A 14,037-nucleotide genomic window follows, 5' to 3' on the forward strand; every position below is an offset into this window, starting at 1 on the left:
CCCCTACTCGTCTCTATTCGCCTCTATTTGTTGTTATTCGTTGGCGAAGTCAGGGTTGCTTTGGCGATAGCCCTGCATCAACAACTGCCAGTCATCTTCCTGCCAATGCCACTTTTGTACGCGGTTCGCCTCTTTACGACAGGAACGTAACAATCGCATCAGATTGTCATTTTGCCACTGGTGTGCAGGGGAGCGTTGCTCACCACGGTCAAAGTCGATAAGGAAGAAACGCCCCTGGTTGTCCTGCAAAATGTTATGGATGTTTAGGTCTGCATGATAAATGCCGGCGGCATGAAACTGACCAATTATTTCGCCTACTTGTTGCCACTGCTTGGCGGACAGGGCCTGCTGTTGCAGTTGCTGAAACAGATCTGAGGCATTGGCGATCCGTTCAATAATGAGATCGGCGCGATAAAACAGGCCGCGACGGCAGATGTGGCCAGCGATCGGCAGTGGAACCGGCAGGCCAAGTTGGTGCATCTGCTGGAGCAGTTGAAACTCTCGCCAAACGCGAGTGTTTTTCAAGCCGCTATAGAAGTATTGGTCATCACTGATATGGGCGATCATGCCACCGCGATGGTAGTGTCTGAGCACCCAGCAGTGGCTTTGAAAGTTGATAAAATAGGTCACGCCGCGGCCATGACTTTCACCGCTGATGGCATCGAGTGAGCGCCAATGATTAGCTGAAAACCACTCCCGTGAAGGTGGTGGGTTTAATGGAGAGTGCCAAAATACCAGATGGTGGCCATCTTGCTGGTGCTGCATCTAATTCGCCTTCAGCGCGGGGTAAGATCAAATTAAAGTCTATTTTATGTGGCTGCGCAGTTAGTTACCATGATTGGATAGGCTTTATCATCGGCCAAATATGCGCTTGATGAAGAAAAGCTCGATAGATTAGTCGTTTTTCGATGAGATCAGAGCTGTCGAGCGTGCCCGGTACACGTATACTGGCCCTCTTAAGGGAAGAAAAGCGAGGAATCATGCTGGCTGTTATTCGGGTAGTGCTACTGCTCATCTATTTATTGATTTTTACAGTGCCTTGCGTGCTGTTTTGCCTGTTACGACCATTTCATCCAAATCTCATGCATTTGGTCGGTCGGCCTTTTAGCTGGATGCTTTTTATTCTCGGATTGCGATTAGAAGCGAATGTACCTGACTCGGTTAAATCGACCGGCAGCGCGGTCTACGTGGCGAACCATCAAACGGCCATCGATATTTTGGCGATCGCCGGTGTGTTACGCCCCCGTACCGTGTCCGTTGGCAAGCAAAGCTTGGCTTATATTCCTGTATTCGGCCTGCTATTTTGGATCACCGGCAACATCTTGATTAATCGTAGTGACGGCAAAAGTGCTGCCGGCACGATCCGCCAGGTGGTTAAGCGCATCACTGAGAAACAGATGAGCGTGTGGATGTTCCCTGAAGGCACTCGCAGCAAAGGCAGAGGACTGCTGCCGTTTAAAAGTGGCGCATTTCGGGTGGCGATGAAAGCTAAGGTGCCAGTGGTTCCCGTGGCGGTCTCGTCGATGGATGGTATTGGTTTAAATAAGTGGTCTAATGGCGTTATTCGCGTTGAATTTCTTGAGCCTATTGATACCACAGACAAAGATATACGCAGCTTGATGGCTGACACCCACAGCTTGATGTCGGCAGAGCTGGACAAACTCAATGGCGCAACCGAACAGTCTGACGCATTAGCATGAAGGAACCTGACATGACAGAGTTAGAGCAAGAGATCGCTGAACAGCTAGAGATAAACCGAGAAACAGTAGAAGCGCTGCTTGAAGATGGCAGCCAGCCAGATGCGGAATACACTTTCGAGCATCACTTCGCCAGTGATGATTTCGACCAGTTGGAAAAACTGGTTTTGGATGCTTTCAAGCAGGGCTTTGAAGTGACCGATGCGGAAGAGTTGGAGATGGAAGACGGTGAGCTTCTACTTTGTTGTGACGTGATCGCCAAAGGTCCATTGAATATCGAGAAAATCGACAAACAAACCAATGAGATGTTCGCGTTCGCCGAAAAGCATGACGTGCATTATGACGGCTGGGGTACCTACTTCATCGAATAGATCGGTTACCTTCCCTCCTTCCAAATAGAAATTCTTTGTGAACTAAGCAACGAAGTTAGCAGCCCTTTTGGCTGTTAACCTTTTGCTTGTGCTAACTTTTCAGCTAATGACTTAATTATCGATCCCTGATGATCGAGGACTTAGCTATGAGCTGGATTAACAACCTTAATTTTCGTGGAAAGCAGCTGTTTCTATCGTCGCTGTTTGTACTTGTCTTAGTGATTGTCTTTTCCGTGGCGTACAGCGCGATAACTGCGCTGGCGGCAGATTCCGATGAGATAAGTAAGCGCTTGATGCCCCGTCTTGAGCTGTTGCTACAGGCCGACCGGGATCTGCACCAAGCACAGCTGGCTGAGCGCTCGTTAGTGTTTGTTCCGGTGGATGATCCAAGTTACGCCGAGTTCAAAAAACAGCATCAAGAAAACATCAAGCAGAGTGGCGATCGAATGGCGAAGTTTAATGAACTCAGCCTAGATACCGAATCAAAGCAGCTATTTGATAACTACCTTCGCCTACGCCAGGTATGGCTCAAAAGTACGCAGCAAGTTTTAGCTGTGGCTGATGACGACTGGGAACAGGCAAAAACGCTCAGTTTGGGGGAGGCAGAGCTGCAGTTCCAAGCCATGCGCAATGTTGTTGACGCCTTGACTGAGCTAGTCGAAAAGCACGCCAATGAGAAAGTAATCAGTTCCGATGAGAATGCCGAATCCGCCATTAGCCAGCTATTGTTTTGGGGCATCGCCGGGGCGATTGTTTGTATCATCTTGGCACTTTGGGTGGGGTCTGTCGCTGGTAAGTCTCTTATTCATATTCGTGATCGGATGGCTGAGATTGCAGATGGTGAAGGGGATTTGAGCCAACGCCTCAATGTATCCGGTAAAGATGAAGTGGCTGAGCTTGCCAGTACCTTTAATCGCTTTGTTGGCAACCAATCAGATTTAATTAAGCAGATCCAGAGCCTGGTTGCAGGATTGAATGATGAACTGGAACAGGTGGGCAGCTTAGCTGGCCGTGCTCGTCAGGCTGCCAATGAGCAGCAAGGCGAGAATGATCAGGTTGCTACCGCCGTCACCGAAATGGCAGCCTCGGTGCAAGAAGTTGCACGCAATGCCAATGATGCGGCCGAGGCGACCCATCAGGCAGACTCTGATGTTGTGAATGGTCGCGCCGTGGTCGATCAAACCATTGGCGGTATTGAAGAGTTAGCCAACAATATTGAGCAATCAGCAGAAGTGATCCAACGGGTTGAAAACGGCAGCCGCGATATCGGCACCGTGATGGATGTGATCAGTGGTATCGCCGAGCAGACCAACTTGTTGGCGCTTAACGCGGCAATTGAAGCGGCGCGAGCAGGTGAGCAGGGTCGTGGCTTTGCCGTGGTGGCCGACGAGGTAAGAACGCTGGCCCAGCGCACGCAGGATTCGACTAACGAGATCCGCGAGATCATCGAACGCTTGCAGTCACTCTCCCACGAAGCCGTTCAGGCGATGGGTGAGAGCCAAGGGCGTGCTACGGATCTGGTGCAACACGCTGGACAAACCGGCCAAGTACTGGAACAGATCACTGCTGCAGTACAAGAGATTGCGGGCATGAACACCCAAATAGCCACCGCTGCGGAGCAACAGTCCAGCACTGCGGACCAGATCAGCGAAAACGTTGTGCGGATCAAGCACATGGCCGAAGAGACCGATGCTATCGCTCAGGACGTATCTAACTCCAGCGAACGGGTTCAGGCGCAGAGTGGTGACATCGCTGGTTTGGTGAATCGGTTTAAAGTGTAAGCCGAATACCGTGCCTATTCTCACGACTAATAGCCCGCTCGATGAGCGGGATTTTTTGTGATAAGCAGGCTAAAACGGGTTCAATCCGTCAGTTACAATGAAAGTACTCATTCATTAGTAAGTCGGGCAGGGCATCTAGTGGATTGGGGGGTAGGTATAGCAAGCTCCCTTATCCAGATAGAACGTCTGTGTATATCTATCTAGCGTTATGCAAAAATACTACTAATCATATGAATAAAGCCAAGATCGCAGCCGTAATAAAATCTAGATTTGATCTGGGATATATCTTGGAGCTAGAGGATGGCAAAGAAGCGCAGCTTAGAGTTCTTGAGCAAAGAGGCCGAGAACTCGATCTTCATGTAAAAGGTGAAGAAGAAAAAATCTACGGAGAAACAATCTCCGTTTATGTGGTGTATCGCGATGAACGAATTTGTTCTGTTAGCCAGTTCTCGCCGGAGGAGCGAGAATTCCGAGAAGCTGAAAAGGAAAAACGAGCTAAAGCAAGAGAAAGGTGCCAAGTTGGCGACGAAGCTCTTATGGAGGTAGAAAAAGACTATGAGTGGAGTTATTTACTAAAACAGGTAAATGGTTACTTAAGTGGTGCTATACAAAAGCCTTGCGACCATTTAGTTATCGGCCAACAAATTAATGCTGTAGTTACTTCAAAATCAAATAGTGGTGCGCCTTATATGCAAATAAAGTCTGGTGAAGTAAATGCATAACAAAGCAAGCCAAAATCGTGGCACGTTGTGCCACTGGACTCGCGCAAACACTCGCCTTTGCTTGCGGCGTTAAGCCACAGGAATCATCGTGCTAGGAAAAGCAATATCAAAGAGGGATGCGGTAACAATTGTTACGATGCTTGAGACAGGACTGATTTGCTATAAGCATTACATGTGCTGGGCGGACGAGCGAATCATGGTCGAAGATGATCCAGATTTGTGGCTCATAGAATTAGCAGCAACCAAGCACACCCAAACAGCTATAAACCATCTGAATTCGTATGCTTATTCTGAGCCATTCGAACAGTTTAATTCAAAGTCGTGTAGCGACGATTTTGTAGCCAGTCAATGGGTTAGATATAAGAGAAAAGAAATAACCTGGGCTACATTTCTTCGCGAATGCGGAGACTATACGGATGGAAATTACGCTCGAGAAGACTGTGAATATTTTTACCTCATGCTAAATGAAATTGAAGATACAGATTTCTCTGAAAAAGTAGAAAATAAGCAGTCTAGAATGGTTTGCACAAGGTTCGATGACGTAATTCAAATCATAACTCAAAAGTACAATGAGTTTTTGCCTTACCTTAACAAATACCGGTCGTCATATGGGGCTTAACAAACAGCTCAAGCCGACCTTGTAGTTGACCCGTTCTAGTCTGCACTCAAGTCAAACGCGGTGAGTTAAGCTTTTACTGCTTTGCTCTCTTATACATCACCCACGCGATCAATGAGTTATTCCCCGCAAATAAAAAAGCCCGCTGAATCAGCAGGCTTTGGTATTTTTTGTAACTAACCTGAGTTTACAAAGCGGCGATTGTCGCTTGCTGCTCTTGCAGTTTGGCTAACTGGTTTTCCGCGTCAGCCAGTTTTTCGCGCTCTTTGACGATAACCGCTTCGGGCGCATTGCTAACAAACTTGTCGTTGCTCAACTTGCCTTTAAGGCGACCTAGCTCTTTGGTGAGCTTTTCGACCTGTTTGCCCAAACGTGCAAGCTCGGCATCTTTGTCGATAAGCCCTGCCATTGGGATCATCACTTCCATCTCACCGACCAGTGCAGTGGCTGATGCTGGCGCTTCCTGGCCTGCTTCAAGCACTTCGATGGTTGTCAGTTTGGCCAGCGTGCAAAGGAACGACTCATTCTGTGCTACGCGACGTTGATCGTCAGCGCTGGCATTGCGCAGCATGACATTCAGCTCTTTGTTCGGGCTGATGTCCATTTCGCCGCGAATATTACGGATACCAACAACAAACTGCTTCACCCACTCCAGATCGGTTTCAGCGGCATTATCGATCAATGCATCTTGCTTGGCCGGGAATGGCTGCAGCATTAAGCTATCACCTTCGACGCCCGCTAGCGGCGCGACGCGCTTCCAGATGGTTTCGGTAATGAATGGCATTAATGGATGCATCAGACGTTGCAGCTGTTCGAGCACAGTGACCAAGGTTTGGCGGGTACCGCGCTGCTGCGCCTCAGTGCCTGACATCAGTACCGGTTTGGTTAACTCCAGATACCAGTCGCAGAACTGGTTCCAGGTGAACTCATACGCGGTACCGGCGGCTAAATCGAAGCGATAGGTATCGATATGCTGGCTGAACTCTTCTGTGGCACTTTGTAGTGCAGATAAGATCCAGCGATCTGGCAGCGACAGCTCAATCTCGCCGCCGTTGCGGCCACAATCTTGATCTTCGGTATTCATCAGCACGTAGCGGCTGGCGTTCCACAGCTTATTACAGAAGTTGCGGTAGCCTTCCAGTCGCTTCATATCCCAGTTGATATCGCGGCCGGTTGACGCCAATGCCGCCAAGGTAAAGCGCAGCGCATCGGTACCGTGGGATTCAATCCCGTCGGGGAACTGCTTCTTGGTGCGCTTGCCAATTTTTTCGGCGAGCTTCGGCTGCATCATATTGCCGGTGCGTTTTTCCAGCAGGCTGTCGAGATCGATACCGTCGATCATATCCAGTGGGTCAATCACGTTGCCCTTGGATTTCGACATCTTATTGCCTTCGTCATCACGGATCAGGCCGGTGACATAGACCGTCTTAAACGGTACTTGCGGGTGACCCTGCTCATCTTTGATGAAGTGCATGGTCATCATGATCATGCGCGCCACCCAGAAGAAGATGATGTCGAAACCTGTCACCAATACATCGGTCGGGTGGAAGGTTTTCAGGTCCGGAGTCTCTTCTGGCCAGCCCAGGGTTGAGAATGTCCACAATGCTGAACTAAACCAAGTGTCGAGTACATCGTCATCCTGACGCAGTTTTACGTCGTCAGACAAACCGTGTTTGCTGCGTACTTCCGCTTCATCACGGCCAACGTAGACTTTACCTGACTCGTCATACCAAGCGGGAATACGGTGTCCCCACCAGAGCTGGCGTGAGATACACCAGTCCTGAATGTCGCGCATCCAGGCAAAGTACATGTTCTCGTACTGTTTTGGCACAAACTCGATACGGCCATCTTCAACCGCTTCGATTGCGGTTTTTGCCATCGGCGCCACACGCACGTACCACTGGTCGGTCAGCATAGGCTCAATCACCACACCACCACGGTCGCCATAAGGCACGGTCAGGTCATGGTCTTTGACTTCATCTAGCAGGCCTGCGTCATCCATTGCAGCAACAACGGCTTTACGTGCGGCAAAGCGCTCAAGGCCGCGGAACTGTTCCGGCAAGTGGGTGCTGTATGCGGCGGAGGCTTCGCCATTGGTGTCGAATACTTCAGCTTCGTCACGGATCATCGCGTCGAAGGTCAACACGTTGATCATCGGCAGTTGGTTGCGCTTGCCGACTTCATAGTCATTAAAGTCGTGAGCCGGAGTGATCTTTACACAGCCGGTGCCTTTCTCCATGTCGGCGTGCTCGTCACCAACGATAGGGATCTGACGATCGACAAACGGCAACACCACATGCTGACCAATCAGGTCTTTGTAGCGTGGATCTTCCGGGTTCACTGCCACCGCGGTATCGCCCAACATGGTTTCTGGGCGGGTGGTGGCTACCACCAGGTAATTTTTACCTTCCGCTGTTTTGGCGCCATCCGCCAACGGATAGCGGAAGTGCCACATGTGGCCTTTTTTGTCTTTGTTTTCCACTTCCAGATCTGAAATAGCGGTATGTAGCTTAGGATCCCAGTTAACCAAGCGTTTGCCGCGGTAGATCAAGTCATCCTGATACAGGCGTACAAACACTTCCTGTACAGCATTGGAAAGACCAGCATCCATGGTGAAGCGCTCGCGCTGCCAATCCACAGAGGTGCCCAAGCGGCGCATCTGGCGGGTAATGGTGCCGCCGGATTCTTTCTTCCAGTCCCAGATCTTATCGATGAATGCATCGCGACCAAGCTCTTGGCGTGTAGGGCCATTTTCAGCAGCGAGCTTACGTTCAACGACCATCTGGGTGGCGATACCGGCGTGGTCTGTACCCACTTGCCACAGGGTATTTTTGCCTTTCATTCGCTGGTAGCGAGTTAAAGCGTCCATGATGGTTTGTTGAAAAGCATGACCCATATGCAGGCTACCAGTGACGTTTGGTGGCGGGATCATGATGCAATATGGGTCGCCTTTACCGGCGGGTGCGAAGTAGCCTTTTGCTTCCCACTCTTGATACAGGTCTTGCTCGATATTTTGCGGCGTGTAGGTCTTATCCATAAATCTTATGTCAGCTTGAAGCGGAGTTTGGAGCGGCCAGATCGTATGTGTCGATGGCCAATCCCGCAGTCCGGTATTGTTTGTATCGCTCACGGGCCAACTGTTTGTTGGTCGCGTCAGCGGGGACGAAATCGATAATGAGGCGCGATTTTACCGCAAATGAGGGCATTTGTGGGCAGAGATTAATCAGAACAGTGCGTTGTCCTTTCGGGGCATCACAACCTATCTCTACGGGGGCACCGCCAGCAGGCCCTTCGCCCGCTAAATTGTGGGGCACAAAGCTATCGGGATCGAAGCCAAAAAGCAGTTCATCAACCGCTTCTGCCTGCGCTCTATCTGCGGCCAGGATATAGACTTTTTCTTTGTCTAAATAACAGCGCTCAGCCAAACGGCAGGCAGATAAAAGCAACGCAGGCGCACTGGGCGCCTGCGGATCTTCCGGTAGCAGGTAAAAAACTACCTGCGTCATATTAGTCTCCCGGTGTTTCTTCTGCCCGGTTGAGCAGGAACTGGGTCAACATAGGAACAGGGCGGCCAGTTGAGCCTTTATCTTTACCACTTCGCCAAGCGGTACCTGCCACATCGAGGTGTGCCCAATGGTACTTTTTGGTGAAACGAGACAGGAAGCAGCCTGCGGTGATTGCGCCCGCTGGGCGGCCACCGATGTTGGCCATATCAGCGAATGGGCTTTCCAGCTGTTCTTGATACTCGTCCCATAGTGGCAAACGCCATGCACGGTCGCCACTCTGCTCTGATGCGTTGAGTAACTCATGGGCAAGTGGGTTGTGGGTGCTCATCAAACCGCTGGCATGTTTACCTAACGCAATCACGCAGGCGCCAGTCAGTGTGGCTACATCTACCACTAGCTCAGGCTCAAAGCGTTCAACATAGGTAAGGGCATCACACAGTACCAAACGACCTTCTGCGTCAGTATTGAGGACTTCGACGGTTTGGCCATTCATGGTGGTGACGATATCGCCCGGGCGGTAGGCGTTGGCATCCGGCATATTTTCACAGCCAGCTAATACGCCAATGACGTTTAGCGGTAGTTGCAACTCTGCCAGTGCTTTCATGGTACCCAGTACGCCTGCGGCACCTCCCATGTCGTATTTCATCTCATCCATGCCATCGCCTGGCTTTAATGAGATACCGCCGGAATCAAAGGTCAGGCCTTTGCCGACCAAAACGATAGGCTGGCTATTCGTGGCTTTATCCCCTTTGTAATGGATAAGGCTCATCTTGGCTTCATTAATAGAGCCGCGGCTGACTGCCAAGTAGGAGTTCATACCTAGCTCGGCCATCTCTGCTTCGCCGATAACATCAACATCAATTTGTGGATATTCTGCGGCCAGTTTTTCAGCCTGTTCGGCCAGATAAACTGGATTACAGATATTTGGCGGCATGTTGGCTACGTCTTTACAGGTTTCGATACCTGCTGCGACACTTAAACCGTGATTGATTGCCTGTTCACCAATGGACAGTTCGCGTCTGGTGGGGACGTTGAAAACTAATTTGCGTAGTGGGCGACGCGTCTCATCTTTCTTGCTTTTCAGCATGTCGAAGCTGTACAGATTATCGCGGGTGGTTTCCACCGCCTGACGCACTTTCCAATAGGTATCACGCGCTTTGACATGGAGTTCGGTAAGGAAACACACCGCTTCCATGGAGCCTGTTTCATTGAGTGTGCTGATAGTTTTGGCGATGATTTGGCGATACTGCTTTTCATCCAATTCGCGCTCTTTACCGCAACCAACCAGCAATACACGTTCGGACAGGACGTTAGGCACATGGTGTAATAGCAACATCTGCCCTGGCTTACCTTCTAGATCGCCACGGCGTAACAGGTTACTGATATAACCATCGCTTATCTTATCGAGCTGTTCAGCGATCGGTGATAAGCGGCGTGGTTCAAAAACGCCAACGACAACACAAGCGCTACGTTGTTTTTCCGGACTTCCGCTTTTGACACTGAACTCCATGGGGACTCCTCAAACCTTACAGACAAATCAAGGTGTTTGTTAGATAATGCAGCTAACGCACTATCGGTGCTAAGAATTAAAGCCCGCTTTGGCCGCGAACTTTTGGTTATGTACTATAGTCGAAGTGGTGGCAAAAGCACTGATTTCAAGCTTAAAAATATAAAAACGGTGCGTTAGATTAAATTTACGCATAACGTATCCAAAATGAGCAGTTTGTAGGCAGATATTACGTGATTCTTTTTCGTTACTTGGCAAGAGAGCTATTCAAAGCACAACTCACTGTGCTAGCTGTATTAATGCTCATTTTCCTCAGCCGTGAATTCGTTTCGGTGTTAACTAAAGCGGCCGAAGGAAAGTTTCCCGCAGATTTAGTGACCAGTCTGGTTTTATTAAACTTACCTGGCCTGATCTTGATGATTCTGCCACTCAGTATGTTTCTGGGGATCTTAATTGCGCTTGGGCGTATGTACGCCGAAAGTGAGATGGTGGTGTTGCGTGCCTGCGGTGTTAGTGAGTGGTACGTTGCACGGGTGACGTTGGCGGCCGCGGTATTCCTCGGGCTGATTGGTGGAGCAACCAGCCTCTATTTGAAACCTTGGGCAGAAGAGCAGCAGCTTCAGCTGCTAGAAGATGCTGACGCCAGTGCTGGCTTGAGTACGTTAGTGGCCGGGCAGTTTAAGCAAACTTTCGATGGTAAGTCTGTGGTTTTTGTCGAGAAGATGAGCCGCGATGGGCGGACGTTATTTAAAGTGTTCCTAGCGCAAACACCCTCCATAAATGAGCGGCACAAGAATTTTTCTATTGTGGTCTCTGATATGGGCTCCGTGCAGGAGGCCAAGAACCAGCCCAGCATGTTGGTGCTGAATGAGGGCACGCGCTGGGAGGGGCATCCCAGACGTTTGGATTATCATATTGTTGATTTCGAAGAGTATCAGGTGTTACTCAAAGAGTTTGATGTTGATGAGCGCGGACGAAAGATAGATGCCTGGCCATTGGCAAAATTGTTTGAAGATGGGTCGACAGAGGCGAAGGCTGAGATCCAATGGCGCTTAGCTGTGCCACTTTCCATTCCTATTCTGGCATTGATTGCCGTGCCGTTAGCCGCGGTTAACCCACGACAGGGGAAATTTGCCAAAATGCTCCCCGCCATTCTTTTGTATCTGGGGTATTACGTCTTGTTAATGTCGGGTCATAAAGCGCTGGAGGATGGTGCCTTACCTGCGTCACTGGGTTTATGGTGGATCCATGCTTTGGCCGCGTCATTTGGCGCGGTATTGATTATGCGTGGTAGGCCGATTGGTGTGCGCTTGGTAGCGAGATTAAAGGGGATGAAGGGATGATTAAGATCCTTGACCTGTATATTGGTCGCACTATCGTCACTACCTCCTCATTATGCCTAGTGGTACTGGTTGGCTTATCTGGCATCCTCAAGTTTGTTGGCCAGTTGCGACGAGTGGGTAAAGGCACCTATGAGATGAGTGATGCCTTGCTTTTTACTGTGCTCAGCGTGCCACGGGATATCGAGATGTTTTTCCCCATGGCAGTGTTGTTGGGGGCGCTGATTGGTCTGGGTATGCTGGCTTCAAACAGCGAGCTCATTGTCATGCAGGCTGGGGGCTGGTCGCGTTTACAGATCACCGGATCGGTGATGAAAACAGCGATCCCACTGATGTTACTGGTCATGGCCTTAGGAGAGTACGGCGCGCCGGTGGCTGAACGTATGGCGAAAGAGCTGCGGGCACAGGAACTATCTGGCGGGAGTTTAATTACCTCTCAGCGAGGAATATGGGCCAAAGATGGCGACAGCTTTATCAATATCGGTGAAGTGGTTGATGAGAACACGCTCGGACAGGTGACTATCTATGAGTTTGATCGCAAGCTGGATCTGCACCGTATCGTAGCCGCGCGCGCCGCCGAGTTTAAAGGCAGTGTGTGGCAGTTAGAGGATGTGACATTTACTCAGTTTGAAGAAGATAAGGTGACCAATCGGCATCAGCCCACAGACTTTTGGACCTCCTACCTCACCCCGGAAAAGCTCAGTGTGGTGACGGTTAAACCGGAAGCCCTCTCTTTAGCGGGCTTGTCTGACTATATAGCCTATCTGGAAAACAGTAATCAAGAGTCAGCCCGTTACGAATTGGCTTTTTGGCGTAAGTTACTGCAACCCGCTACCGTAGCGGTCATGATGTTGCTGGCACTCTCTTTTGTTTTTGGTCCGTTGCGCTCAGTCACTATGGGCGCAAGGATCCTGATGGGGATAGTGGCCGGTTTTACCTTCTATATCTGTGAGCAGGTATTTGGCCCCATTACGCTGGTGTATCAGATACCACCGGTGATCGGCGCTATCCTGCCTGCAACTCTGTTTACCGGCATAGCGGTATTTTTGCTGCGGCGAAAACACTAGCAACTGTCAAAAACAGAAACGATTGGCAGCCCCTGATTTATGGGGTTTGCCAATTTCTAAATTGATTTGCTTCTTTACTTAGAACAATCACTTCGCAATCCGCCATATGATCCTGTAGCGCCAATTTTTGCTTCCGGTCCATGATGACCAGCAGGTTGCCTATGCCCATGGCGGCAGAGAACAAGCGGATGATCGCCTGCATTAACGTGATTGCCGTGCCATCATCATTCTGTACCCGTAAGCGCCATGCCCGCATACCGATGGTTTGGCCGCCATGGCTCCAAAACCAGACGTAAAAACTACAAATACAGACCACCAAAAAGAAGGTGAACCAAGGCTGAGCGCCCAAATAGTCTGCTGTGTCCTGATAACCTTCTAAAGAGATAGCACCAAATTTTTCCAACACAACCACGAATAGCATGGCCAGCGCACCTGCAACCATATAGATCGCCATGACGATTAAAAAGTCATAGATCATAGCGCCTAAGCGTCGAAAAAAGCCTGCACGGGGAAACTCTTTAAACGGATTTTCAGCCATGATTTACCTGTATATTGAGTGAACTAGCCAAGATTCTTGATTCAGTGTATCAGATGATTTTTCGCAACTCTGTACGAATCTTGAGCGGTTAGAAAAACGGGGCTTGTCTAGCGGCGACGAATACGTATAATAGCCGCACTTCGTTACCGAGATGATTGCAAAATCTGCTCAGTAACACAGGCGGAAGCCTTAAAATTCATTGCCAGTGTGATGGAATTGGTAGACATGACGGATTCAAAATGCGTAGTGTCTATTAAGAAGAATCATCTAAGGCATTGAATTAACTCTATTAAAGAGTAAGATTTTAAAGTCAGAGACTTTGCAAAGATTTGCAAAGTTTTTGAGTCTGACACGAGATGTCAGAGCCACAGAGTTTTGCCAGTGTGATGGAATTGGTAGACATGACGGATTCAAAATCCGTTGCCTTTGCGGGCGTGGCGGTTCAAGTCCGCCCACTGGTACCAAATACGAAGACCCAGCCTTATGGCTGGGTTTTTTCGTTACATAGACTCAATTCGAAGCTGCCGTCTAGAAGAGTGTATCGGAAAATTGACTCTCCCGTTTGCGTGTTTAATGCCTATGGCAGTCCAAACAGCCCCTTGTAATTGATTTTAAGCCTTTTTACTCCCCTAAGGACAATTTCGCGTTAACCCTGTTAATGGGATAGTAGTTGCTTTTTGCACTACTTTAACTAGGGTCGAGATAGATACCACTGACACCAATAGCGACGTTGACCCAGTTGACGCTGGTAGCGGGCTTCTACAGTGCGGAAGTGCAAACAACCTAACGGTGATATTGATAACGAAACCTATTGCCTCCAAACCTCCCTTCATATCGATGTTTAGCGCCGAATCAAGACCGAGTTATAAAATAGTTGAAGTATGACGCTCCT

At 49.5% G+C, this 14,037-nt stretch carries 12 protein-coding genes and 1 tRNA gene; 8 read left to right on the forward strand and 5 right to left on the reverse strand.

The window, feature by feature from the left end; genetic code table 11:
* Window positions 1-33: 33 nt before the first annotated feature.
* Entirely contained in the window at window positions 34-765 is a 732-nt protein-coding gene (locus EZV61_RS02800; protein WP_131414257.1) for a 3-deoxy-D-manno-octulosonic acid kinase, read from the reverse strand.
* A 215-nt stretch (window positions 766-980) separates the two neighbouring features.
* On the opposite strand from EZV61_RS02800, the gene EZV61_RS02805 reads away from it, so the two are divergent.
* The 5 genes from EZV61_RS02805 to EZV61_RS02825 all read left to right on the forward strand — a co-directional run bounded on the left by EZV61_RS02805 (window position 981) and on the right by EZV61_RS02825 (window position 5,190).
* On the forward strand, window positions 981-1,700 hold the full coding sequence (locus EZV61_RS02805; RefSeq protein WP_158537962.1) for a 1-acylglycerol-3-phosphate O-acyltransferase: 720 nt from the start codon (window positions 981-983) through the stop codon (window positions 1,698-1,700).
* 11 nt (window positions 1,701-1,711) lie between these two features.
* Window positions 1,712-2,068, forward strand: coding sequence for a ribonuclease E inhibitor RraB (gene rraB, locus EZV61_RS02810; RefSeq protein ID WP_114337191.1), 357 nt, complete (start codon window positions 1,712-1,714; stop codon window positions 2,066-2,068).
* A gap of 146 nt (window positions 2,069-2,214) precedes the next feature.
* A complete protein-coding gene (locus EZV61_RS02815; protein ID WP_165569510.1) occupies window positions 2,215-3,849 on the forward strand; it encodes a methyl-accepting chemotaxis protein in 1,635 nt (544 codons plus the stop codon).
* 230 nt (window positions 3,850-4,079) lie between these two features.
* Window positions 4,080-4,571 carry a hypothetical protein gene (locus EZV61_RS02820; protein ID WP_131414259.1) on the forward strand — a complete coding sequence of 164 codons (492 nt, stop codon included), beginning with the start codon at window positions 4,080-4,082 and terminating at the stop codon, window positions 4,569-4,571.
* A gap of 88 nt (window positions 4,572-4,659) precedes the next feature.
* Window positions 4,660-5,190, forward strand: coding sequence for a hypothetical protein (locus EZV61_RS02825; RefSeq protein ID WP_131414260.1), 531 nt, complete (start codon window positions 4,660-4,662; stop codon window positions 5,188-5,190).
* A 184-nt stretch (window positions 5,191-5,374) separates the two neighbouring features.
* On the opposite strand, the gene EZV61_RS02830 is transcribed toward EZV61_RS02825, so the two are convergent.
* From EZV61_RS02830 to pepA, 3 genes are read right to left on the reverse strand one after another with little or no spacing between them, the layout of a single operon-like run.
* Window positions 5,375-8,224 carry a valine--tRNA ligase gene (locus EZV61_RS02830; protein WP_131414261.1) on the reverse strand — a complete coding sequence of 950 codons (2,850 nt, stop codon included), beginning with the start codon at window positions 8,222-8,224 and terminating at the stop codon, window positions 5,375-5,377.
* A 10-nt stretch (window positions 8,225-8,234) separates the two neighbouring features.
* Window positions 8,235-8,693 (reverse strand): DNA polymerase III subunit chi, encoded by a 459-nt coding sequence (locus tag EZV61_RS02835; RefSeq protein WP_131414262.1) that lies wholly within the window; start codon window positions 8,691-8,693, stop codon window positions 8,235-8,237.
* 1 nt (window position 8,694) lies between these two features.
* Window positions 8,695-10,203 carry a leucyl aminopeptidase gene (pepA, locus tag EZV61_RS02840; RefSeq protein ID WP_114337196.1) on the reverse strand — a complete coding sequence of 503 codons (1,509 nt, stop codon included), beginning with the start codon at window positions 10,201-10,203 and terminating at the stop codon, window positions 8,695-8,697.
* A 230-nt stretch (window positions 10,204-10,433) separates the two neighbouring features.
* Here pepA and lptF point away from each other — a divergent pair, with 230 nt between their 5' ends.
* Together lptF and lptG are read left to right on the forward strand one after the other, a co-directional pair.
* Complete coding sequence (lptF, locus tag EZV61_RS02845; RefSeq protein WP_114337197.1) at window positions 10,434-11,543, forward strand: LPS export ABC transporter permease LptF; 1,110 nt, start codon at window positions 10,434-10,436, stop codon at window positions 11,541-11,543.
* A complete protein-coding gene (gene lptG, locus EZV61_RS02850; protein ID WP_114337387.1) occupies window positions 11,543-12,607 on the forward strand; it encodes an LPS export ABC transporter permease LptG in 1,065 nt (354 codons plus the stop codon). The genes lptF and lptG overlap by 1 nt, the downstream gene beginning before the upstream one ends.
* Window positions 12,608-12,644: 37 nt before the next feature.
* On the opposite strand, the gene EZV61_RS02855 is transcribed toward lptG, so the two are convergent.
* Window positions 12,645-13,145, reverse strand: a complete 501-nt coding sequence (locus EZV61_RS02855) for an RDD family protein (RefSeq protein ID WP_114337198.1) — start codon at window positions 13,143-13,145, stop codon at window positions 12,645-12,647.
* A gap of 377 nt (window positions 13,146-13,522) precedes the next feature.
* On the opposite strand from EZV61_RS02855, the gene EZV61_RS02860 reads away from it, so the two are divergent.
* A tRNA-Leu gene (locus EZV61_RS02860) sits at window positions 13,523-13,609 on the forward strand.
* Window positions 13,610-14,037: the final 428 nt, after the last annotated feature.

It is taken from the genome of Corallincola luteus, assembly GCF_004336975.1.
Classification (GTDB): domain Bacteria; phylum Pseudomonadota; class Gammaproteobacteria; order Enterobacterales; family Neiellaceae; genus Corallincola; species Corallincola holothuriorum.

Coding starts and splice junctions, on each gene's coding strand:
- EZV61_RS02805 (WP_158537962.1), top strand. CDS start 981: ATGCTGGCTGTTATTCGGGTAGTGCTACTGCTCATCTATTTATTGATT.
- EZV61_RS02830 (WP_131414261.1), bottom strand. CDS start 8,224: ATGGATAAGACCTACACGCCGCAAAATATCGAGCAAGACCTGTATCAA.
- pepA (WP_114337196.1), bottom strand. CDS start 10,203: ATGGAGTTCAGTGTCAAAAGCGGAAGTCCGGAAAAACAACGTAGCGCT.
- rraB (WP_114337191.1), top strand. CDS start 1,712: ATGACAGAGTTAGAGCAAGAGATCGCTGAACAGCTAGAGATAAACCGA.
- EZV61_RS02800 (WP_131414257.1), bottom strand. CDS start 765: ATGCAGCACCAGCAAGATGGCCACCATCTGGTATTTTGGCACTCTCCA.
- EZV61_RS02815 (WP_165569510.1), top strand. CDS start 2,215: ATGAGCTGGATTAACAACCTTAATTTTCGTGGAAAGCAGCTGTTTCTA.
- EZV61_RS02855 (WP_114337198.1), bottom strand. CDS start 13,145: ATGGCTGAAAATCCGTTTAAAGAGTTTCCCCGTGCAGGCTTTTTTCGA.
- EZV61_RS02820 (WP_131414259.1), top strand. CDS start 4,080: ATGAATAAAGCCAAGATCGCAGCCGTAATAAAATCTAGATTTGATCTG.
- EZV61_RS02835 (WP_131414262.1), bottom strand. CDS start 8,693: ATGACGCAGGTAGTTTTTTACCTGCTACCGGAAGATCCGCAGGCGCCC.